Origin of the sequence: Paludisphaera soli (assembly GCF_011064595.1) — a bacterium.
Classification (GTDB): domain Bacteria; phylum Planctomycetota; class Planctomycetia; order Isosphaerales; family Isosphaeraceae; genus Paludisphaera; species Paludisphaera soli.
Window position 1 is genome coordinate 1 of sequence record NZ_JAALJI010000014.1, and the last position, 23,113, is coordinate 23,113.

At 69.7% G+C, this 23,113-nt stretch carries 16 protein-coding genes and 1 tRNA gene; 11 read left to right on the plus strand and 6 right to left on the minus strand.

Translation table 11 applies throughout. From position 1 onward, the window contains the following. The 6 genes from G6O68_RS17705 to G6O68_RS17730 form a co-directional block, all read left to right on the plus strand. The coding region (locus G6O68_RS17705; RefSeq protein ID WP_165249969.1) for a DUF58 domain-containing protein at positions 1–698 on the plus strand (698 nt) is incomplete at its 5' end. A gap of 211 nt (positions 699–909) precedes the next feature. Then, positions 910–3,027 carry a transglutaminase-like domain-containing protein gene (locus G6O68_RS17710; RefSeq protein WP_165249970.1) on the plus strand — a complete coding sequence of 706 codons (2,118 nt, stop codon included), beginning with the start codon at positions 910–912 and terminating at the stop codon, positions 3,025–3,027. Between the two features lie 54 nt (positions 3,028–3,081). Then, a complete protein-coding gene (locus tag G6O68_RS17715; protein WP_261345602.1) occupies positions 3,082–4,011 on the plus strand; it encodes an AAA family ATPase in 930 nt (309 codons plus the stop codon). Positions 4,012–4,091: 80 nt separating this feature from the next. Beyond that, on the plus strand, positions 4,092–4,367 hold the full coding sequence (locus G6O68_RS17720; protein WP_165249972.1) for a hypothetical protein: 276 nt from the start codon (positions 4,092–4,094) through the stop codon (positions 4,365–4,367). After that, positions 4,361–5,098, plus strand: coding sequence for a hypothetical protein (locus G6O68_RS17725; protein WP_165249973.1), 738 nt, complete (start codon positions 4,361–4,363; stop codon positions 5,096–5,098). The genes G6O68_RS17720 and G6O68_RS17725 overlap by 7 nt, the downstream gene beginning before the upstream one ends. Next, on the plus strand, positions 5,095–5,655 hold the full coding sequence (locus G6O68_RS17730) for a hypothetical protein (RefSeq protein ID WP_165249974.1): 561 nt from the start codon (positions 5,095–5,097) through the stop codon (positions 5,653–5,655). The genes G6O68_RS17725 and G6O68_RS17730 overlap by 4 nt, the downstream gene beginning before the upstream one ends. Before the next feature lie 73 nt (positions 5,656–5,728). On the opposite strand, the gene G6O68_RS17735 is transcribed toward G6O68_RS17730, so the two are convergent. The 4 genes from G6O68_RS17735 to G6O68_RS17750 all read right to left on the minus strand — a co-directional run bounded on the left by G6O68_RS17735 (position 5,729) and on the right by G6O68_RS17750 (position 12,655). Then, positions 5,729–5,801, minus strand: a tRNA-Ala gene (locus G6O68_RS17735). Between the two features lie 101 nt (positions 5,802–5,902). After that, the gene (locus tag G6O68_RS17740; RefSeq protein ID WP_165249975.1) at positions 5,903–7,639 is read right to left on the minus strand and encodes a DUF1570 domain-containing protein; all 1,737 of its coding nucleotides are present in this window, start codon (positions 7,637–7,639) and stop codon (positions 5,903–5,905) included. A gap of 386 nt (positions 7,640–8,025) precedes the next feature. Next, positions 8,026–9,465, minus strand: a complete 1,440-nt coding sequence (locus G6O68_RS17745; protein WP_165250103.1) for a DUF1501 domain-containing protein — start codon at positions 9,463–9,465, stop codon at positions 8,026–8,028. Between the two features lie 55 nt (positions 9,466–9,520). Beyond that, entirely contained in the window at positions 9,521–12,655 is a 3,135-nt protein-coding gene (locus G6O68_RS17750) for a DUF1553 domain-containing protein (protein ID WP_165249976.1), read from the minus strand. Positions 12,656–12,803: 148 nt separating this feature from the next. Between G6O68_RS17750 and G6O68_RS17755 the strand changes: the two genes are divergently transcribed. Further along, a complete protein-coding gene (locus G6O68_RS17755; RefSeq protein ID WP_240911370.1) occupies positions 12,804–13,274 on the plus strand; it encodes a gamma carbonic anhydrase family protein in 471 nt (156 codons plus the stop codon). Positions 13,275–13,280: 6 nt separating this feature from the next. Here the strand turns inward: G6O68_RS17755 and G6O68_RS17760 are convergent, their stop codons facing one another. Further along, positions 13,281–13,688, minus strand: a complete 408-nt coding sequence (locus G6O68_RS17760; protein ID WP_240911371.1) for a thioesterase family protein — start codon at positions 13,686–13,688, stop codon at positions 13,281–13,283. Positions 13,689–13,889: 201 nt separating this feature from the next. Here G6O68_RS17760 and G6O68_RS17765 point away from each other — a divergent pair, with 201 nt between their 5' ends. From G6O68_RS17765 to G6O68_RS17780, 4 genes are all read left to right on the plus strand, one after another. Further along, on the plus strand, positions 13,890–14,261 hold the full coding sequence (locus tag G6O68_RS17765; protein WP_165249979.1) for a 4Fe-4S binding protein: 372 nt from the start codon (positions 13,890–13,892) through the stop codon (positions 14,259–14,261). A gap of 83 nt (positions 14,262–14,344) precedes the next feature. Further along, on the plus strand, positions 14,345–15,640 hold the full coding sequence (locus G6O68_RS17770; protein ID WP_240911372.1) for a cytochrome-c peroxidase: 1,296 nt from the start codon (positions 14,345–14,347) through the stop codon (positions 15,638–15,640). Between the two features lie 188 nt (positions 15,641–15,828). Continuing rightward, positions 15,829–18,849: a YfhO family protein gene (locus G6O68_RS17775; protein WP_165249981.1), complete on the plus strand. Its 3,021-nt coding sequence runs from the start codon at positions 15,829–15,831 to the stop codon at positions 18,847–18,849. 4 nt (positions 18,850–18,853) lie between these two features. Continuing rightward, positions 18,854–19,573, plus strand: coding sequence for a hypothetical protein (locus G6O68_RS17780; RefSeq protein WP_240911373.1), 720 nt, complete (start codon positions 18,854–18,856; stop codon positions 19,571–19,573). Between the two features lie 31 nt (positions 19,574–19,604). Here the strand turns inward: G6O68_RS17780 and G6O68_RS17785 are convergent, their stop codons facing one another. Continuing rightward, on the minus strand, positions 19,605–22,865 hold the full coding sequence (locus G6O68_RS17785) for a tetratricopeptide repeat protein (protein WP_165249982.1): 3,261 nt from the start codon (positions 22,863–22,865) through the stop codon (positions 19,605–19,607). Positions 22,866–23,113 lie beyond the last annotated feature (248 nt).

A 23,113-nucleotide genomic window follows, 5' to 3' on the forward strand; every position in this document is an offset into this window, starting at 1 on the left:
AAGGCGAGGGCGCCGCGGCGCGGAGGCGACCGGGGACCTCGGGCGATCTGCTGGGAGTCCGTCCCTACCGTCGCGGCGATTCGCTCCGACGCGTCCACTGGCCCCAATCGGCCCGGCACGAAACGCTCATCGTCTGCGAACTGGAGTGCCGGGCGACCCCCGTGGTCCAGGTGGTGCTCGATCTCGACGCCGCCGCGCACGCCGGGACGGGGCCGGAGTCGTCCCGCGAATGGGCGATCCGCGTGGCCGCCAGCTACGCCGAGGACTGGATCGGGCAGGGGGCCGAGGTCGAGCTGATCTTCGGAGCGAAGATCGTCTCCGCCGGTCCGGGTTCGACCGTCGCCCGCCGGAATCGCGTCCTCGACGCGCTGGCGCGGATCGACGAGGAGCCCGCTCCGCCGCTCGGCGACCTGCTGCGGAGCCCGGCCTGTCGGGCTTTCGAGGGCGGGCTGCGGATCATCGTCGCGACCGACAGATCGGCCGCCGGGTCGGTGGCCCCGGAGCGACCCCGATCGGGCCCCCCCGAGCGGTTCATCATCATGAAGGCCGATGCGTTCGGACCCGACGAGGACGACGGACGAATGGTCTCGGCCCCCCCTGCGTGGTTCCGTCCCTGGCTCTTGCTGGACGACCCTGATCACGTGGCCGCCCGCCTGCGAGGCGGTTGGAAGGAGCTTCCGTCCCATGCCCTCTCGTGAATTCGAGGGTCCGAGGCTCGGGGCCGTTACGCTGGCCCTCGCGGGGCTGGCGGTCGCAGCCGCGGAACTCGCGATCGCCGAACCTGACGCCTCGCCTTACTGGTCGTTGACCAGGGCTTTCGCGTGGTCCGCGACCGCCATCCTCCTTTCCCTGGCGACCGCGCGTTCCTGCCGGGATGGACGCTCAGGGGCCCGTCACGGTCGATCCGCCGTGCCCGCCTGGTACGTCGTCGGGCTCGTCGCGGCCTTCGCATACCCGACGTTCCTGGCGATCTTTCGGGCGGCGTGGACCGGACGTCCGGGGCCGATGGAGCTGGCGCTGCTGGCCTCGCTCAGGAACCTGACGCTCGGCCTCGCCGCCATGTCGCATCGCGGGCCGTTCGCCCGACTCGCGGCGCTCACGAGCCTGTTCCTGATCCTGGCTTCCTCCTCGAAGGCCGAGGGGCCCCTGGTCGTGGGGCTGGTCGCGGGATATTCGGTCGCCGGGGCCGTCTGGTTGGTCCTCCTGGACTGGCGAGGATGCCTGACGCCGGTCGGCCCGGCCGGGCGACGCCCTTCGCCGGCCCTCGCGATCGTCTCGGCGTTCTCGATGATCGGGCTGGGGGTCGCGGTGGTGGCCGCCGGCCCGACGCGGGTGGCGGTAGCGCTGGCGGGCCTCTTTCCCAGCTCCGGCGGCACGGACTGGGATGATCCCGACGCCCTCGGCGGGGTCAACGACGGCGCGAACGAGGTGAAAGGATCCACGAAGCCCGAGAGCATCGGCTTCACCGACAGCGACGTCTATCTGAAGAGCGACCGCCCCAGCCTCTACGACGCCTTCAACGACATGTACGGCGAGCCGGTCAAGCCGAAGAAAGTCGACCGCATGGTCTCGATCGACAACAAGAACATCGCGTCCCAGAAGGAGGCCCCGGCCGAGAATCTCCGAGCCGGAAGGGAGTTCGCCGCGGTCCGTCGCCGCGAACAGCGCCAGGCGGATCGTCCCCCCGTCGCCCGCGAGGCCGACGCCCTGCTGTACGTCAAGGGGCCCACCCCGCTCCACCTGCCGCTCACGGCCTACGATCGTTTCGACGGCCGGGATTGGTCCGAGGCGCCGCCGAGGAATCTCTCGTGCCCCCTCGTCGCCGAGGACCGCGGAGGTCCCTGGTTCCGTCTCGATCGACCGATCACGGCGAGCTTCGCCGGGCCGGTCCACCATCAGATCAAGATCGGCAAGCTCGACTCCAGCCCGCTGCCGATGCCCCCCCATCTCGTGGCCTTCCGCGTCGGGGCCGTCAATCGAGCGGACTTCTTCGACTCCGCGACGGAGGGCCTGATCCGGATGGTCGGTCGGACGGTCCCGTCGGGAACCGTGATCGACACCGAGGCTCACGCGCTCGACCCGGAGCGGCTGCGGCGGTGCGGGTTCGCGCCATACGAGCCGACGGACGATGAGCCCCGCTGCGCGACGGCCCGCGACCTGGCCCGTCGCTGGACCGTGGACAGGCCCCAGGGTTGGCCTCGCGTCGAGGCGATCGTGAGAGGGTTGCGGCGCCACGCCGTCCTCGATCCGGACGCGACCGCCCCGGCCGATTGCCCGGACGTCGTCGAGCACTTCCTGACCTCGGGTCGCGGGCCCGACTACCTGTTCGCGAGCGCGGCCGTCGTGATGCTCCGGCAGACGGGGCAGCAGGCCCGCCTGGTCTCCGGGCTCTACGCCCGCCCCGCGGCCTACGACCCGCCCACCCGCCACACGCCCGTGACCGGCCAGGACGTGCACGTCTGGGCGGAAGCCCTGGGACCGGGCGGCGTCTGGATCACGGTCGAACCGACGCCCGGCTACGAAACCACGCCCCCCCCGCTGGACTTCCGTCGCGCCGTGATGGCGAGGCTGCGAGCCGCCTGGGAGCGCGTCGCCTCGCATCCGTGGACCTCGCTCCTGGCCGCTTCGTTGCTCCTGGCGGCTTTGCGTCATCGTCTTGAACTGGCCGATGCGGCGGCGACCTTCAGGTGGCGCATCGGTTCGCGGGGCGAGCCGCGCGACGTGGTCCTCAGGACGATCGGGCTCCTCGAAGCGAGGGCCCGGCTGGGAGGAGCGGCCAGTCCGAACGGCCAAACCCTGCGAGGGTGGTACGGCCCGATCGGCGTCACGTCCGACGGCCAGGACGGCGACCTGGCCCGGCTCATGGGGCTCGCGGACTGGGGGCTTTACGCTCCGGTGGACGCCGAGCCTCCGGAGGTCGGGGAGGGGGGGCCGCCGGCCGCCTGTCGCCGCGCCCTCCGCAACTGGACCCTGAAGCGTTTCCGGGCGCACGCCCGCTCGGTGGATGGCAGGAGGACCCGAGGATGATGATCTGGGCAACGATCCCCCACGCCCCGAGGAAACGGGACGAGGAACGATTCGATCGAGGCGCTCCGCCGCACGCTGAACGCCTCGCTGAGGGGCAAGGCCGAGGTCGTGGAGATGGTCGTCGCCTGCCTTCTGGCTCGCGGTCACCTCCTGATCGAGGATCTGCCCGGTCTGGGCAAGACCACCCTGGCGAAAACGCTCGCTTCCGCCGTGGGTGGCCGGTTCGCCCGCATCCAGTGCACGCCCGACCTGCTCCCCGGCGACGTCACCGGCTTCCGGGTCTTCGATCCCAAGACCCGCGACTTCGAGTTCCAGCCTGGCCCGGTCTTCGCCGAAGTGCTCCTGGCCGACGAGATCAACCGGGCGACGCCGCGAACGCAGAGCGCCTTGCTCGAAGCGATGGCCGAGCGTCAGGTGACGGTCGACGCGACGCCCCACGCGCTGGCGGCCAGTTCCTTCGTCATCGCGACCCAGAATCCGGTCGAACAGCACGGCGCTTACCCGCTCCCCGAAGCCCAGCTGGACCGCTTCGCGGTCAAGTTGAGGATCGGATACCCCGACCGCGAGGACGAGCGGGCGATGCTCGACGCAGCCGTCGGCCCGGCCTCGCGCGAGGCCGCCGCGACGGGACCGATCCTCGGCCCCTGCAAGCTTCAGGACCTCCAGCAGCGCGTCGCGAGGATCGCCGTGGACTCGTCGGTGCGCGACTACCTCGTGGACGTTGGCCGGGCGACGCGCGCCCATCGCCAGGTGGTGCTCGGGCTCAGCCGTCGTGGATTGCTGACCTGGCAACGCATGGCGCAGGCGCGGGCGTTCCTGGCCGGTCGCGAGTTCACGACTCCCGACGACGTGCGGGACGTGGCCGGGCCGGTGCTCGAGGTCCGACTCGGCGTCGAGGCCGAATGGGCCCCACGGGTCCTGGCCGAAGTCCTGGCGTCCGTCCCCGTCCCGGTCACCGTGGTCCCCGCGGGTCGGCGGACCTGACAGTCGCGTTCGGTTTATCCCGCCTCGGCCCCGGCCTTCCCATCCCCGTCCCACCCCCCAGACTCGTCGAGAGCCAGTCGATGAATTTCGCCGCAACCTTCTCGGCCGGGTTCGCGATCAAGGTCTTCGAGACCCTCGCGGACTCCTCGCTCTATCTGCTGCTCGGATTGATCGTCTCGGCCCTCCTGCGAGCGGCCGTCGGGCCGGCCCGGCTTCGAGCCTGGTTCGGCGACCACCGTTGGTCGGCCCTGCTGCGGGCCTGGGCCGCGGCCGTCGTTCTCCCGGTCTGTTCGCTCGGCGTGCTCCCGGTCCTTCACGAGCTGAAAAGGTCGGGGTCCGTCGCGACGCGTTGCTGACGTTCGCCGTGGCCGCTCCGCTGTTCAACCCGCTCACCCTGCTCTACGGCCTCTCCTACCTCGGCCCGGGATTGCTCTTGCAGATCGCGCTCGGCTCCACGGCGACGGCGATCCTGGCGGGAGCGGTCGTGGGGCGCGGGACGATCGATCCGAATCCTCCCGATGAAGCGCGACCGGCGGCCGGCGCGCCACGACTCGCGGCCGCGTCGGTCCAGGCGCTTCGCGCCGCCAGCGGTTCGCTCTGGATCGACCTGACCGTGGGGCTGGTCGGGGCGGGCCTGGTCGCCGCGACCGTCTCGCCGAGCTGGCTGGCCGAGGGGACGTCCTCCGGCGACCCCCGGGCCGTGCCGCTCCTCGCCGCGATCGCTCCCGGATCTTACGTCAGCCCCGAGACGGGTATGACCATGCTCCCCGAGATGCTCAAGTTCCGACAGTCGGCCGGGGCCATGTTCGTCCTTATGGTGCTGGGGGTCGGGATGACGATCGGCCACCTGAGCTGGATCGGGCGATCCTTCGGCGGCCCGGTTGCCGCGCGATGGCTCGCCGCCGCCGTCTTGCTTGGCGGCTTCGGGGCCGTCCTGATCGATCGTGCGCACTCTCCGGTCGGGGTGGTGAACCCGGATAACGACCATTTCGAGGCCTGGCCAATCCCGTGGCGTCGGGGGGCGGCGAGTTCATCGTGGCGGCCTTTCGTGCGGCGTGGGATGGGACGACCGGTCTGCATCGGATGACGCTCGCGGCCTTCGCGCTGACCGTCGTCCTCGGCCTGTTGCTCCGATCGGGCCGCCTGGGGGGCCGATCCCAGTTCGAGGACTGGGCCGACCCGAATCCGCCCAGCACCGGATTCCTGGAGGAATCGGAGGCCCCGAACCGGGGGCTCGTCGACCGCCCCGTTCCGGGCTGGATGCTCACCACGACCGGCCTCGCGGCCCTGGGCCTCGCCGCGTACGTCGCCGCGTGCGCCTACTCCCCCTCGCCGGAGGAGGTGTTCCGGGACATGGCCGTCATCAAGGCCGACTATTACGGGGAGATCGGCGCCGCCGCCCGGGAATCTCCGCTGCACCACCTCGATCTGTTGGAGCGTCAGACCGCGAGGCTTGGGATCGGCTCGGCACTCCGACTTCGATCCCCCGGCGCCGAGGCGCAGGAGAGCGCCTCAGCGTTGCGACGCGATCTACTCAGGCTCCGAGAAGCCACGGCCGTCCATGGCCCCGAAGACGCCCGCCGGGTGTTCCAGGAGGTCCAGACCACCTACGACCGCTGTAAGAAGGCCTATGGCGTCCATTGAGGGCGACCGCGGCGAGCGTCGAGATGGACCGGACGACCGAGGAGCGAATCCATCGGTCTGATGCAGGAGGGAGTGGAGACGAAGGGGATCGAACCCTCAACCTCCTGGTTGCAAACCAGGCGCTCTCCCAATTGAGCTACGTCCCCGGAGAGTCGAGCATCAACCTCGACGAGGGCATTTTATCGACGCGTCTGCGTTTTGGCTAGCTGGGATGAGGGCCCGGCGACTTGCGACGGGGGACGCTGGACTACTGCGAATGGATCCACTCCTGCACGGCGAGTGTCGCGCGGGCGCGGCTGGGGTAGGGCGAGGCTTGCCACGAGGGGAGGCCGGCGGCCGGGTTGGACATCTCGTCTATCCACTGCTTGATCAATTGCGGCGACTGGCTGACCATCGCGGCGCGACGGAGTCGGCCGTTGGGCAAGGGCTGCTCGAAAAGGACCGCGTAGTAGGGCATCGGATCGTAGCCCTTCTGCTTGGTCAGCCGGTTCAAGTAGGCGTGGATCGTCTTGTCCAGCTTCCCCAGGTCGTCGCCGAAGGCGTTGCGGAACTCGCGGACGTGATCGTCGGCCGACCTCGGCTCCAGGGGCGGCACGGCGGCCATGAGTCGGAGGAACCGCGTGAAGTCGTCGCTGCGCTTCATGGCCAGGTAGTGCGTGATCGACCAGGCCAGTGCGTATTCGGTTGGGGTGAGGTCGCGACGCCGGATCATCGCCTCGACCAACGGCTGGCCGGGTTTGCGGAAGAGCGACTTGGTATGGACGTCCTGCCCTCGCATCGAGAGCGAGACCGGATCTTCCACCTCGCGCAGGGTCGCCATGTGGAGGTTGTTGATCTGTCCGAGCCCGTCCCAGGCGGGGGGGCCTTTCCGCGAGGAGGCGGGTGTGGAGCAATACTCGGCCAGCCCCTCGACCAGCCAGGCGGGCCAGTTGCTGAGCCGAGGCTGGACTCCGATGTTCTGGAGGATCTGGTGCGTCCCCTCGTGGGCGACCATCTGGGGCTTGAGCAGGGCCGCGACCTCGGGACCCGGCCCGTCCCCCGAGGCCTGCTCGTAGAAGAGGATTCGGTTCGTGGCGATCTCGTAGTACGCCTGGACGTCGGGAGGGACTTCGCGATAGGCGCGGAACTCGTCTTCGGTCCGGAAGATGACGGCCACCAGCGGGAACTCCGCCTCGTGAACGGTCACCTCGTGCTTGCGGAAGGCTTCGATCAGCCGGCGATAGAGTTCTTCGAGCAGAAGGCCGTTGCTGATCGCGAAACCGGCGTCGGGCGACTGGTGGAGGATCAGGTAATGTTCGGTCCGATGGAGGCCGAACTCCGCGAAGGCTCCCGTCTGCAAGCCTTTCGCCATCTCGTCGGCCGTCATCGGCTGGAAAGGCTCGTCGGTGGGGACGAGCATCGACGGGATGCCGAGCCAGCCGTCCGGCAGCATCAGGAACGACTTCCCCTCGTGATGGCCGTGCAGCCGCGCCACGACCTGACGGCCGTCCTCGGCCCGAACGAGGAATCGCCGCTCCTCGGGGATCGGCCGTGAGGCGGCCAGCGCCTCCGTAGCTTTCGCGCCGAAATCGGGAGGAGTGAGCAAGGCGGGCTCGGCCGGCGCGGGCCTCGACGTGAGGTCGTCGAGTTCGGCGGCCCGAAACGCCAGGTCCTGGATGGCGAGCCACCACGGAGGGCCCGGAGGCTCCGGGCCCCGGATCGCGCTGAAGGCCCTACTGATCTCGGCCAGAAAAACGGGGGGGGATCCGGACGCCGCGACGGCGATTCGTCCGAGGACCGGCTCCATGCGACGGAGATTGCGGAGGGGGGCGAGCGATTCAGGAGCGTACATCAGGTCCGGCCGAGGCGCTGAAAGACCCGGCTCGACTCGCGAGAGAGCCGGCGTGGACGCCGTCGGCCAGGGGAGGGCGGGCGAGGCGGCCGAGGTCCAGGCCGCCGTCGACCAGACGGCGATCGGGGCGGCCAGCATGAGGAACGCCGTCAATTCCAGCAATCCCCTGGCGCCCACGAAGGCGCGACGGGATCGCGGCGCCGAGCACGACGCGTGCGACGTCGGGGCCTGGGACGTGGTCTCGCCAGAAGATTCGATTCGGACGCGGAGGGCCGGCAAGGGCGTCGCGCAGATCGGACAGACGCGCCGGCGTTCGACATCGGGACGTCGGATGCGGATGGCCTTGCCGCAACCGACGCAGGTCGTCACCACGGGTTCCATGGCCGTCGTCTCGCGGATCAACGGATCTGAATGAATTCGGCGAAGGGTGAAGGTCCAATCCTAGCACCGGGGTCGACGGCCGGGAAGCGTCTGTCCTCGGGTTTCGGCCGATTTCCTTACTAAGCTGATGTAGAGGGTTTCGGCGAGGTCTCGCGGCATCAGGCGAGGATCGACTTCACCACCTTGCCGTGGACGTCGGTGAGGCGGAAGTCTCGGCCCTGGAACTTGTAGGTCAGCCGGGTATGGTCGACGCCGAGCTGGTTGAGGATGGTGGCGTTGAGGTCGTAGACCTCGACGGGGTCCTCGACGATGTTGTAGGAAAAGTCGTCGGTCGTCCCGTGCACGATCCCCGGCTTGATCCCGCCGCCGGCCATCCAAATGCTGAAGCATCGCGGGTGGTGGTCGCGGCCGTAGTCGGTGGCCGTGAGGGCGCCTTGCGAGTAGATGGTGCGGCCGAACTCGCCGCCCCAGACCACCAGGGTGTCTTCGAGCAGGCCACGCTGCTTGAGGTCGGAGATCAGGGCGGCCGAGGCCTGGTCGGTGTCGCGGCACTGGGCCCGGATCTGGTTCGGCAGGTCGGAATGCTGGTCCCAGCCCATGTGGTAGAGCTGGATGAACCGCACCCCGCGCTCGGCGAGCCGGCGGGCCAGCAGGCAGTTGGCCGCGTAGCTCCCCGGGCGCTGGACGTCCGGGCCGTAGAGGTCGACGACCGACTTGGGCTCGCCGCTCAGGTCGGTCAGCTCGGGGACGGAGGACTGCATCCGGTAGGCCAGCTCGTACTGGGCGATCCGGGTGAGGATCTCGGGGTCGCCAGTCTCCTGGTGGCGGAGGCCGTTCAGCTCGCCGAGGTCGTCGAGCTGACGGCGGCGGAGTTCGGGCGTGCACCCGGAGGGGTTGGCGAGGAACAGCACCGGGTCCTTGCCGCCCCTCAGCTTGACCCCCTGATACCGCGAGGGGAGGAAGCCGCTGCCCCAGAGCCGGTCGTAGAGCGGTTGATCGGTGCGGCCTCGCGAGAGGAGGACCACGAACGACGGCAGGTCCTGGTTCATGCTCCCCAGGCCGTAGGCGACCCACGAGCCCATGCTCGGCCGCCCCGCGAGTTGGGATCCGGTCTGGACGAAGGTCACGGCCGGGTCGTGGTTGATCGCCTCGGTCTGGACCGATCGGATGATGCAGAGGTCGTCGACGACCTTCGCGGTGTGGGGGAGCAGCTCGCTGATCCAGGCCCCGCTCTCGCCGTGCTGGGCGAAGGGGAAGATCGAGGGCGCGACCGGGAAGTTCTTCTGGCCAGAGGTCATCGTGGTGATCCGCTGGCCCATGCGGATCGAGTCCGGCAGCTCCACGCCGCGGCGGTCGCGGATGGCCGGCTTGTAGTCGAACAGGTCCATCTGCGACGGAGCGCCGGACTGGAACAGGTAGATGACCCGCTTGGCCTTGGCGGGGAAATGCGGGAGGCCCGGCATGGCGCCGACGGCCCCGCCGCCGGCCGCTTCGGGCGTCGCGGCGTCCTTCCCCGAGGCGTCCCGGCCCAGGAGCGAGCCGAGGGCGACGGAGCCGAGGCCCAGCCCCGAGCGCGACAGGAACAGCCGGCGATTCATCTCTTGCGCGATCTGCAGCTCGTCCACGAGTCGTCCTTCCTTCGGCTCGCGCCGGTCATTCGAGCGTGATCGTCTCGTCCAGGTTCAGGATGACGCCGGCCGTCGCGGCGTAGGCGGCTAGTTCGACGGGGTCGATCGACGCCGGGATGGGCCGCTCGCCAAGCCGGATCAAGGCGTTCGCCGCAGCGGGGTCGGCGCGGAACGCCTCCAGGTAGTGCGTCAGGCCGGTCAGCAAAACCCGGCGCTCGTCCTGGTTCGGCTCTCTCGCGGTCGCGCGGCGGAACGCGTAGGCGATGCGATCTTCGGGGGCCGTGCCCCCCTTCTCGATCATCAGGGCGGCCAGGCTCCGCGCGGCCTCGACATACACCACGTCATTCAGGAGTTCGAGCGCCTGCAGCGGGGTGTTCGTTCGCGCCCTCTTGACCTGGCAGATTTCGCGGCTGGGGGCGTCGAACGTGGCCATCACGGGGTGGGGGACGGTCCGCTTGCGGTAGATGTAGAGGCTGCGGCGATAGAGCCCCTCGCCCTTGTCCTGGACATACGGGCCCTCGCCGGCGCCGCCGGCCAGCTCTTCCCACAGGCCCTCGGGCTGGTACGGCTTGACGGAGGCCCCGCCGAGACGATCCGCGAGCAGGCCGGAGACGGCGAGCACGTTGTCCCGAACGGCCTCGGCGCCGAGCCGGAACCGGGGCCCTCGGGCCAGGAGCCGATTCTCCGGGTCGCGCTGGACCAGCTGGGCAGGCGCCCGCGACGACTGCCGATACGTCGCGCTCGTGACGATCAGGCGATGGAGGTCCTTGAGGTCCCAGCCCATGCGGACGAACTCCGTCGCCAGCCAGTCGAGAAGCATCGGATGCGTGGGCGGCTCGCTCTGGAGGCCGAAGTTCTCCGACGACTTCACGAGCCCCTCGCCGAAATGACGCTGCCAGACTCGATTCACCGTGACCCGCGCGGTCAGCGGGTTTTCCGGGGAGACCAGCCAGCGGGCCAGGGCCAGCCGATCGTGCGCCACCCCTGCGGGCAGGGAGGGCAAGCTCGACGGGACGTCGGCCGTGAGCGACCGCGAGGTATCCGGCAGGTCGTACTGGCCGCGCTTGAGCGGGTGCAACGGCCGGGGGGTCGGGGCGTCCTCCATGATCATCACCGTCGGGACCGCCTTCTCGACCTCGGCCTTCTGCGCCTGGAGTGCGGCCAGGCGGGCGGTCAGGGGGGGCAGCTCCCGGTCGACGTGCTCGCGATAATAGCGAGCCAACAGCCCCTTGCGGGTGGCCGTGCGATCGGGATCCGCGCTGCGGGCGACGTCCAGGATGGTCGCCTGGAACAGCCGTCGCGCCTCCTCGGCGGGGACGTTCCGGCGGTCGAGGCGGACGTCGGCCAGCTCGCCCTTGAGCGGGAGGCTGGCCGATCGCCGGCCGATCCGCAGGGGTTGATCGGAGGCGAGGGTGTTCTTCAGGCCGTCGGCCTCGACCTCGGTCGCGGCAGGCTCGCCGTCGACGTAGACCTTGACCCCTTCGGCCTTGCCGGAGCCGTCATAGCTGACCACGACGTGCGACCAGGGTGCCCTCGGGAGGGCGTCCTTGGTCTTGACCTTGATGGCGTCGCCGGGCCAGGCGTGGATCAGGTGGACCGTGACCTTCCCTTCGAGGATGCAGACGTCGAAGCCGCGGAAGGCCGCCTGGTCGTCCATCTGGCTCAGGCAGGCCCCGTCGCCGAGGGGGCGGACCCAGAACGCGACGGCCAGCGGGTCGGCCGGTTCGAGCTTCCATCCCGGCCCGGCATCGACGTGCGACTCGGCCTGGCCGTCGAGCGCCAGGGCCCGTCCCGTCGGCCCGTCGACCCAGGTGGGCTCTCCCTGGCCGCGATAGGTCCCGCCCGACTTCAGGTCGCCGGCGAGCGGGAAGCGAAGCCCCCAGTCGGCCGAGTCCGCCGGGGCGGGCTCGCTTCGGAGCGTCTCCTCCCAGGCGGACCGCCTGGCGTCGAGGCCCGCTTCGGACTTCTGTACGGCGTCCGTCGCCTCGGCGACCTCCGCGTCGAGCCGCTTGATCCGCGCCTCCTGCTCCGCCGAGGGGACGGCGATCAGCGGGGGGACGTTGCCGCGGGTTTCGGTGTAGACACCCTTCTCGTTCACGTTGTTGAAGAAGCCGAGGAACTCGTAGAACTCGTCCTGGGTGACCGGGTCGTACTTGTGGTCGTGACATCGAGCGCAGCCCAAAGTCAGGCCCAGGAAAACGGTGGAGGTGGTCTCCACGCGGTCCACGGCGTTCTCGATGCGGTACTCCTCCTCGATCGAGCCAGCCTCGGTCACGGTGCGGTTGTTTCGGTTGAAGCCGGTGGCGACTTTCTGAGCCAGGGTCGCGCCCGGCAGGCGGTCGCCCGCGATCTGGTCGATGGTGAACTGGTCGAAGGGCTGATTGCGGTTGAACGCGGCGATGACCCAGTCGCGCCAGGGCCACATGGTGCGGGCGAAGTCGTTCTGGTAGCCGTTCGTATCGGCGTAGCGGGCCGCGTCGAGCCAGTCGCTGGCCATGGCCTCCCCGTATCGCGGCGAGGCCAGCAAGCGGTCGACGAGCTTCTCGTAGGCGTCCGCGGAGTGGTCGGCCAGGAAGGCGTCGACCTCGGCGGCGGTCGGCGGCAGGCCGGTCAGGTCGAGCGTCAGCCGCCGGACGAGCGTCGCGGGGTCCGCCTCGACGGCCGGATGCAGCCCTTCCCGCTCCAGGCGGGCCATGACGAAGCGGTCGATCGCGTTGCGGGCCCAGTCGGGACGTGCGACGGCCGGCGGTTCGGGCCGGACGGGGGCCTCGAAGGCCCAGTGCTTCCCCCACTTCGCGCCGTCGTCGACCCACTTCGTGAGGATGGCGATCTGCTCGGCCGTCAGCGCCTTGCCCGACTTGGCCGGGGGCATCTTCTCATCCGCGTCGTCGGTGGTGAGCCGGCGGATGAACTCGCTCTCGTCGGGATTCCCGGGCTCGATGATCGGGTCGTCGCGACGCAGGGCGCTCTCCGCGACGTCGAGGCGGAGGTCGGCCTTGCGGGTCCCGGCGTCGGGACCGTGGCAGAGGAGGCAGTTTTCCGAGAGAATGGGCAGGACGTCGCGGCTGAAGTTCGCCGAGGGGGGCTCAGCCCGCCCGGCGGGGGTCGCGAGGACCGCCAGCAGGCAGGACGAGGCCACGATAGATCGATACGGAGGCATGCGGGGAGGCGCTCCTCGGGTCGGTCTCGCATCGAGACGTTCGCATCGTTCGGCTCACGATTTCTTTCCATCGATTATGGCCGACTCATCAAGCCCGCGACAACCGAGGATCGACCCGACCGCCTTCGCCGCCCCCGGCGCTCTCATCATGGGGGACGTCGAGATCGGCCCGGATTCCAGCGTCTGGTATCACGCCGTGATCCGGGGCGACACCGAGGCGATCCGCATCGGCGCGTCGACCAACATCCAGGACCAGACGATGGTCCACGCCGACCCCGGGTTCCCCTGCGTCGTCGGCGACCGGGTCACGGTCGGCCACCGGGCGATCCTCCACGGGTGCCGCATCGAGGACGATTGCCTGATCGGCATGGGGGCGATCCTCCTGAACGGGGCGAAGGTCGGCGCTGGCTCGGTCGTCGGGGCGGGGGCCTTGCTGCTGGAGAACGCGGAGATCCCGCCCGGATCGCTGGTCGTCGGCTCGCCGGCCCGAGTCCTGCGGCTCCTCGCCGAATCGACACGGTCGAAGATCGAGCACTCCTGGCGGCACTACTGCGCGCTCGCTCGCCGCCACCGAGAGGGCGATTACCCCCCGTTCACGGCCGCGACCGAGCATCGCTGACGTTCTTCAGGACCCGCCGGCCAACCGTTTCTTCTCGACGCGGCGGGCGAAGCGGTCGGCGTCGATCACGCGGCGTTTGTGCAATCCCCGCGCGACCGGCTCGACCGCGTCGGACGCCTCGACATGGAAGGTGACGACCGGCCCGTCGACGTGGATCACGCGCGCCCGGCACGTCACCCGCCCGCCGATCGGGGTGGGGGCGAGGTGCTCGATGTCCACGAGCGTGCCCACGCTCCGCTCGTTCTCCTCCAGGCAGGCCGCGAGGGCGTCGCGCGCGACGTACTCCAGATAGGCCACGAGCCACGGCGTCGCCAGCACCGCGGGCATCCGGCCGTCGGCGAAGTTGATGCAATTCTCCTCGACGACCTCGACCACCATCTCGCCCGTGAGGCCCGTCCTCGGCGTGTGCTTCACGATCACTCTCCGCATTACATGGCCGGTCGGGAATCGAGAATGATTCTTGATTGGAGGGTCGCCGATAAGATATAAGAGTCCTGGCCGCGTGGCGAGCCCGGGCCGTTCGGAAATCGCTCGCCTGATAGCCGGGCCGGCCGTCCTCGCCACGACGATTCGGGGCGATCGGCCGCGGCTTTCGTATGCTCGGGAAGGACGGCGATGACGGCGTCTCTCGCTGGAAAACCCCGGAAGGTCGTCCCGAAGATCCTCGCGGTGATCCACGCCGACGGGTGCACCGGCTGCGAGGCTTGCCTGGAGATCTGCCCGGTCGATTGCATTTTCAAGGTCGCGGGCGAGGACCACCCGCGCTTGCAGGCCTTCTGCGACATCGACCTCGACCGCTGCATCGGCTGCCAGCACTGCCGGCAGATCTGCCCCCGGGACGCCATCGAGATGGTCCCCACCCCCGAGATCGCGGGTCACGTTGCGGCCAAGGGGGGCCCGCCCCGGTACGTCGACGAGACCTGGGACGCCCTGGTCGACCAGGCCCGTCGCAACGCCGAGGAGTATCTCGCGAAGAAGCACCGATGACGCGACGGCCGAGCCCCGAATTCGGCCCGGTCCGCGACGAGAAGACCGTTCGGCACCGCACCCCTCCCACCCGGAGTTCGTTCATGAAACTGACGCGATCGCGCCCGATCTGGATCCCCGGCCTCCTGCTGCTCGCGGGGTCGGCCCTCCTCTTCTACTCGATCACCCCGGTCCAGGGCGGCCCGCGCGTCCTCGCGATGCTGCAGGACGAGCCGAACAAGCCCCCCGACGAGGACCCGGCCAGCCCCGCCGAGTTCCTCTGGCAGCGCCCCGATCCCAGCCTGATCCAGGACGAGCCGCTCCAGGTGACGGTCCCCAAGGGCCTGCCCCCGCTCGCCCCCAAGAGCGTCGTGCCGGTCTCGAACCCGATCACCAAGGGCAAGTTCGAGCTGGGCCGCCAGCTCTACTTCGACCCCCGCATCTCGCTCGACGGCACCGTGAGCTGCGCCACCTGCCACAACCCCGACAAGGGCTGGAGCGACGGCGGCAAGACGGCCACCGGCATCGACGGCCAGCGCGGCAACCGCAACTCGCCGACCGTCTTCAACACGGCCTACGGCAAGAACATGTTCTGGGACGGCCGCTCCCCCAGCCTGGAAGGCCAGGCCCAGGGCCCGATGGTCAACCCGATCGAGATGGGCGAGCAGAAGCACGAGGACGTCGTCAAGCGGCTCCGCCGGATCCCGGCGTACCGCGAGCAGTTCCGCAAGGTCTTCGGCACCGACGTCACTCTCGACGGCATGGCCAAGGCCATCGCGACCTTTGAGCGGGTCGCCGCGCTCAGCGGCAACTCGAAGTACGACCGCTACATCAACGGCGAGTACGACGCCCTCAGCGAGAGCGAGAAGCGCGGCATGGTCCTCTTCGGCCTCCGTCTCGACCCGGAGGACGAGTACGAGCCGACCGTCGAGCTGCAGAAGGCGAAGTGCACGCTCTGCCACGTCGGCGCCAACTTCTCCGACGAGGAGTTCCACAACCTGGGCGTCGGCTGGGACGAGGCCAAGAAGAAGCACGCCGATCCCGGCCGCTGGGCCCCCGAGCCGATCGGCAACAAGACCGACCTCAGCCTGGGCTCGTTCAAGACCCCGACCGTCCGCAACGCCGAGCTGACCGGCCCTTATATGCACGACGGCAGCATGAAGACGCTCGAAGAGGTCATGGACCACTACAACAAGGGCGGCACCCCCAACCCGTCGCTCGACAAGGACATGGTCCCCCTGAAGCTGACTCCCGAGGAGGTCGCCGACGTGATCGCCTTCATGAAGGCCCTCACCGGCGAGGTCAAGACCACCGCCGAGCTGATCCCCAACAAGCTCCCCCCCGGCCCCGACGGCTCCACCCCGGACCCGGTCGCCGCGCTGACGCCCCCCGGGACGTGATCGGCCGGGAGCCCTTTCCCCCGCGATGACATCCGACGCCCGCCGCTCCCTCCTCGGGGCGGCGGGCGTTCGCACGCGCGGAGATCGGTCCGGATCGGTCGAGATGCGACGACACCCACGCCTCGTGGTAGGATAGCCTCGGACCGCCGGCAAATTCGCCCCCGCCCCTCGGGCCTCGAGACGCCTTCATGAACCGCGACTCCCTGCTCTCCAAGGCCCTGGTGTTCGGCTGCCTGGCCGCACTCCTTCTCGTCTGCTTCCACAGGGTCCTCTTCGAGGGCCACCAGTTCGCTTACCGGGACGCGGCCCACTACTACTATCCGCTCTACGAGCGCGTCCAGCGCGAGTGGAACGAGGGACGTTGGCCGCTCTGGGAGACCGAGGAGAACGCCGGTATGCCCCTGATGGGGAATCCCACGGCGGCCGTCCTCTATCCCGGTAAGATGGTCTACGCCGTCATGCCTTATGCCTGGGCCGCGCGGCTCTACATCGTCGGTCACGTCACCCTCGCGTTCGTCGCGGTGCTGATCCTGATGCGGTCCTGGAGGGTGAGCTGGACCGGCGCGGGCCTGAGCGCGCTTTCCTACGCGTTCTGCGGGCCGATCCTCTTCCAGTATTGCAACGTAATCTATCTGGTGGGCGCGGCGTGGCTGCCGCTGGGCTTCCTCGCGGTCGACCGCTGGGTGCGATGCGGCGGGAGGCTCGCGCTGGTGGGCCTGGCGATGGTGCTGGCGATGCAGACGCTGGGCGGGGATCCCCAGTCGGCCTACCTCCTCGGCCTGGGCGCCCTGGCCTATGCGGCCGCCTCCGCGTGCACCTCGGGGCGCGGCTTCAAGGAAGGAGAGGCGGTGCCCGCCGAGGCGCGTCCCGGGCTCCCCTGGCGCGTGATCCTGGTCGTCCTGGCCCTCGGGACGGCCTGGACGTTCGCGACGCTGGAGCTGGCGCGGATCCTTCCCGGGCTGCGGCCCCCCAAGCTCCCGGACAAGCCGACGCCGCCGCTCCCGTGGATGCTCTGGGCGCCCGTCGTGGTGCCGATCGTCTGGGGCGTGGTGCTGGCCCTCTATTTCGCCCGCAGGAAGCCGACCCCGGAACGACGGACCTTGCTGCGGCTGGCGATCGGCCTGGGGGCGGCGGGGATGCTCGCCGGGGCCCTCACCGCGGCGCAACTGATCCCGGTGGTCGAGTTCACCCAGCAGACGACACGGGCCGCGGCCGGCGGGCCGCACGAGATCTACCCTTTCAGCGTCGAGCCCTTCCGCCTGGTGGAGATGATCTGGCCCAACGTCTTCGGTTCCTACTTCAACGGCAATGCGAGCTGGGCCGACCTCATCAAGATCTCGGCGGATCGCAGCAAGGTGTGGGTCCCCTCACTCTACATGGGCGGCGTCGTCGTGCTGCTGGCGTCGGCCGCGACCGCCTTTCGCCGGGGCGCGGCGGCTCGGGTCTGGCTCTCCTGGATGGTGCTGGTCACGCTCGTGGGGAGCTTCGGCGAGTACAGCAGCCCGATCTGGGCCTCGCGGCTCCTGGAAACCCACATCGGCTTCGGCTATCCCGGGATCGGCCCGTTCGACCCGCCCAACGAGCCCCCCCTGCGCAAGGACGGCCGCCTCCGCGACGGCGACGGCGGCGTCTACTGGGCGATGACGACGTTCCTGCCGGGCTTCCGCCAGTTCCGCTTCCCCAGCAAGCTCATGACCTTCTCCATCCTGGGGATCGCCGCGCTGGCCGGCTTCGGCTGGGACGACCTGGAGCAAGGGCGGTCACGATGGGCTCGCCGGGCGTCCATAATGCTGCTGGTCCTCTCGATCGCGGGCGTCCTCGGCTGGTTCGCCGCGAGAGGCCCCGTCATGCGGGCGTTCGAGGCGGCCGAGCTGGCCAGCGGATTCGGGCCTTTCGACCCGGTCGCGGCCTATGCGGAGACTCGGACCGCCCTCGCCCAGGGAGCGGCCGTGTTCGCCGCGATGCTGGCGATCCTCGCGGTCCGGCCCCGGCGACCCGGACTTGCCTGCGCGGGGGTCCTGGTCCTCCTGACGATCGACCTCGGGGCCGCGAACCGTCGGATGATCGCCACCGCGCCTCAGGCCTGGTTCGAGGACCAGCCGGAGGTGCTCGCTCACATCAAGGCCGCCGAAGCGGCGAAGCCCGCCGACGGCCCGTATCGCATCCATCGGTCGCCCATCTGGAGCCCGCCCGGCTGGCCCACGACCCCGTCGGACGATCGCGTGGGCGAGTTCATGCAGTGGGAGCGCGCCACGATCCAGCCCAAGTACGGGATCACCCTGGGGGTCGATTACACGCACACGCTCGGCGTGGCCGAGCTGTACGACTACGAGTGGTACTTCGGCGGCTGGCTCTTCTCGACCTCGCCCGAGTTCGCCCGCAGCATCGGCATCGCGCCCGGCCAGAAGGTCGTCTATTTCCCGCGACGGTCGTTCGACATGTGGAACACGCGCTATTTCATCCTACCGTCGTACACGAACGACTGGCTCGACGAGAATCGGGGCTTCGCCGCGTTCCTCGCCGACACCGAGGTCGTCCACCCCAGGCCGGTCCAGCCGGAGACCCCGGAGTCGCGCGAGGCCGCCCGGCAATGGCTCATGACGAAGGACTACCAGATCCGCCGCAACCTGAAACAGTTCCCCCGCGCCTGGGTCGTGCGACGGACCCGAGGCCTTCCGCCGCTCCGAGGCATGTCGCCCGAGGCCCGGACCGGGCCGATGATGGAGATCATGTACGACGACCTCGACCCGATCTGGCGGGATCCGACGATGGTCTCCTATGACCCGAAGCAGATCGCCTGGATCGAGATCGACGACGGCGCGGCCCTCGCCCCGTTCACGCGCGGCGGCCCCGCCCGCCCATCGGAGAAGATCGAGGTCTCCTACCCGCGATCCGACCGCGTGCAACTCGACGTGACGCTCGACGCCCCCGGCCTCGTCGTCCTGGCCGACGTCTACTATCCCGGCTGGAAGCTGACGATCGACGACCGGCCCGCGCCGGTGTATCGCGTCAATCGCATGATGCGCGGGGCCGCCGTCGAGGCGGGGACGCATCGGCTTGTGTATCGCTATGAGCCGGAGTCGTTCCGGCTCGGCCTGATGATCTCGATCGCGGGGCTGGGCGCGACGCTCGGGCTCGCGGCGTACGCCTCGCGACGGCCTCGGACCGCCCTGCCGTGGAACGAGCCCGTCGCCGGAGAAGGAGGCTGAGACGATGACAAGGAAGCGATCGATCCGAACGGTCGCCGCGTGCGGTCTCGTCGCCGTGGCGAGCCTGGGGAGCGTCCGAGGCCAGACCCCGGCGCAGCCCAGGGTCGCGCCGGGGCCGAACGAGCCGGACTGGGTCGTGGTCTTGAAGGACCGCTACGGGTTGGCGATGTTCGACGACCTGCTCAACCCGGTCGTCGCCACGGCCGCCGAGACCCCCGGCCTGTTCCGCAAGGCCGGCGAAGGCCCGGTGACCTACCGGCCGATGATCGCCCTGGGGCTGGAGACCCGCAACCGAGGCGGCTGGTATCGACCGACTCCCGACGGCGCGCCCGCGAAGTCGGAGACGTGGACCTATACGTTCAAGAACACGACGAAGGACCTGGAGTCCGACGTCAACCTGCCGCCGCCGCTGGAACCAGGCGCGAGCCTGGAGTTCGACCCGGGCGACGCCCCGTTCGGAGTCTGGGTCTCCAACGACGGACTCGAAGACGGCGGGGTCTTCTCGGAGCCGGCCGTGGTGGCCCGCGTCAACCGGCGGCTCGCCTCGCAGCCGTACAAGGCGATGATCTATCCCAACAGGGACAAGGCCACCGGGAAGCGGATCCCCGACAGCTACCTGATCGGCTGGGAGTATTCGACCAACGACGACTTCCAGGACGTCGTCTGCCGGATCGACAACGTCGTGCTCGTCACGCCGACGAAGGCCGCCGAACCCGCTCGCTGACGGCTCGACGGCCTTCGCCCTCGGCATGTCGTCAGGGCTGCTTCGGCTGCTCCGGCTTCGGCTCCGCGGGCGCGGGGACCTCGACCGAGGGAGCCTCGACGGCGACGTCGGCCGGCTTGGGCTGCTCCTCGGCGGGAGCCGGCGTCGTGGCCGGGGCAGGGGCTGATGCATCATCCTTCTTCGGCGGGACGGGCTTGCCGAGCTTTTCCAGGTAGTAGGCGATCAGGGGCCGCACCGTGAGGTCGGGCGCGAGCTCCAGGGCCTTCGTGTAATGCTCGACGGCACGCTCGGGCTCGCCCGCTTCGAGCAGGCACTGACCCAGCTCAAACTCCCAGTCGGCCTCGCGGTTGATCATGCCGGGGGTCGACATCGCGTCGTTGGTCGCGGCCGTCAGCTCGCCCCGAAGGCTCCGGCCGGTGATGCCGAGCGCCTTCGCGCTGCGATCGTAGGCCACTCGGGGGATCGCCCGGCCCTGCCACAGCGAGGCAGCCGACGGGTAGTTCCCCCAGAGCTTGTAAACGAGGCCCTGCCGGTAGGCCGCCAGGTCGGGCTCGCCCAGGTTCGCGTCCTCGACGCCCGCAGACGAGAGCAGCTCCAGGGCGCGCTCGGGCTGGCCGGTCCCGCAGTAGAGGTCCAGCAGCTGCGGCTTGACGATCGTGGGGCTCATGTTGCCCCGTTCGGCGTCCTCGAACTGGATCATCGCCAGGCCCGCAGCCCCCTGGGAGAGCGCGAAGTTGCCCAGCTCGATCGGGCCCGCCTGGCGTTCGATCTGGAGATTGCTGAGCGCCTGGCTGATCTGCTCCACCTGCTGGTTGAGGGTCTCCAGCTGATTCTGATAGGCGACGCGGGCCTCGGGCTCCAGCTCGCCGGGCCGCGCCGCGTCCAGGAACGCGCGGAGCTGGTCGCGCGCCAGGTCGACGAAGCCGAGCTGACCATACGTCTCGAACAGCTCGAACTGGAGCGTCATCAGCTCGCGACGTTCGGCCTCGCTGCGCGGCGGCGGGGTCGTCTGGATGGCGTAGTTCAGCGAGGTCACGATCTGGCGGAGCCGGCCGCTCATGATCGCGCCGCCAGGCTTGATCGCGGCGATCCGGTCGCGATTCTCCGGGGTCAGCTCGATCCCGCTGATGAGCGCCGCCTCTTGCTGGGCCAGGCTGCGATAGGCGAGGACGAGCAGGCGATACGCGGAGTAGTCGTCCGGATTCTGGGCCAGGGCGGTGCGGGCCTCCCGGATCGCCAGCAGGCAGCGGGCGGGGTCGGGGGGGGCGGGGGCGCCGTCGGCGTCGATCCCGCCGCCCAGCCATCGCCTCGCGGCGTTCACGTGAGCCCTGGGGGGGGTCAACGCCCGGCTCTGGAACACGTCGTCGATCCAGTTGACGGGGGTCGGCGGGCGGTCGGGCGAGGGGGTCGGCGAGGCGACCTTGTACGCCCGCGACTCGGGGTCGAGCCGGTTCGCCCGGAAGGTCGCGACGTCGGGCTCGGCGGCGTCGGCCCGCCCGAACATGACGACGCGGCCGTCGTCGTAGAAGGGGATCCAGTTCGGGCTCTGCGAGAGTCGGCGATAGGTGTTGGTCGCGGTCGCCGAGTCGAGCATGACCGTCGAAATCCCGTATTCGTCGAAGACCGGCTTCCAGACCGAGGGGTCGTCGTCCCGCAGCGAGTTCAGCAGGTTCCGATGCTGCTCCAGGAGCGAGTCGGGGAACAGCCGCGAGCGGTTGTCGACGAACACCTTGCGGGCCGATCCGGCCTTCCAGAGCAAGGCGTCCCCCTGGCTCGCGCTCCAGTTGAAGACGTTGCCCTTGATGTCGTCGCGGGACGCCAGGTATTCGGCCGACTCGAACGCGAAATCGTTGGGGTCGAAGCCGAGCCCGAAGCGCGGGTCGCCGGGTAACTTGGTGTAGCCGGTGATCGAGATGCTGACGCAGAAGAAGAGCGCCGCCAAAGTCACGAGCCGGCCGCCGGTCGACCAGACCGTCCAGCCGCCTCCGACCCGTCCCGCCACGCCGAATCGCCGCTGGTACCACTCCTGGCCGTTCAGGGCCGCGGCGGCGGCCGCCACCACCGCGAACTCCGCGCTGTACCGCATATAGACGCCCCAGGCGACGGCGGCGAACGCGAAGGGGAGGAACCGCGCCCAGGAGAACGCGGCGGCGTTCAGGGCGAACGTCGACGCGGCCAGGACGACGACGGCGAGGTAATAGAGCGTCAGCAGCTGCCAGCCGCCGGGATACTGGGTGCGGATCGTCTTGCCGAAGTACGAGAGCTGGTCGAGAGTCGTCGGGGCCCCGCTGGTCGTGAACAGGCTCGTGACCGGCTCCAGCGCGGCCGGGTAGATCTTCACATGAGAGGGATTCAAGAGCACGATCGCCGCGCACGCCAGCAGGACCGAAGCCGCGAACCCGACGCCGACCGGCGGCCGGGCCTCTTCGTCCCGGTTCGGGCCCGGGGAGGAGCTGACCCGCGACCCGTCCAGGAGCTTGCCGAGGGTCGCGAAGGCGAGGATCCCCAGGCCCAGGATGAACGACTCGTCGACGTTCGCCCATACGAGGAACAGCGGCGGCAACGCGTAGAGGGCGCCGGCGCGATTCTGGCCGAAGGCCCTAAAGAGCCAGAGGGCTTCGAGGGCCAGGAACAGGACGCCCCACGTCGAGGGGCCGACCACCGCCGGCTGCGCCACGCCGCCGAGCATCAGGCCCGCCGGGCCGATCACCGCCCCCAGGGCCAGCGCCGTGCAGACGGCCGTCCACCAGAGGCCGGGGCCGCGATGGCGGACCCGGAGCAGGACGAGCGCCGAGGCCAGCCGCACAAGGGCCGTCAGCCCCACCAGGGCTCCGGTCGCGATCTGCTCGGCCGAGGCGCGGTTCGCGGTCGGGTCGTCCGGGGCCTCGGGGACCAGCCCGTAGACCAGGTTATAGAGCCCCGCGTGCGCCGCCTGGAAGAGCCAGGGGATGTTGACCCAGGTCCGCCCCGCCTCGGTGTAAGAGAACGAATCCGCGAGGATCGGCGTGCCTTTCGCGAGGATCTCTCGGCCCACGGTGAGGTTCGCCCAGAGCGGCGAATGACTCGTCCGGATGCACGAGGTGACTAGCGCCAGGAGGAGCACCGCCCCCATCACGTAGAGGTCGTAGTAGGCGTTCCATTCGGAGACCCGTTCGGGGGTCCAAGGCTCCGGCTCCGGCCCCGAATCGGCCTCCGAATCGTTCGGCTCGGGGGCCTCGTCGAGCAGCGGGTCGACGTCGTCGTGATCGCGCTTCTTGTCGGGAGCGGGGGAGGAGGCGTCGGGTCGTGTCATGAGATTCAGCCGGCAAGAGAATCCGAATGATCGCGAATTCGACCAAGGTCGAGCGACGGCGTCTTTCACGCCGGCCGACGAGGTGAGAATTCATGCTAGGAGCCGTCGCGGAGGGCGGTCAAGGGGGGTGGCCGTCGGCGGTCGTTGACTTCGCCTCCCCTTCACCTAGAATGCGTAGGTTCCGAACGGCGGCCTGCGAGCCATCCCCTTCACCTCGCCGGCCCCGCTCCCTCCAACACTCCTTGCGA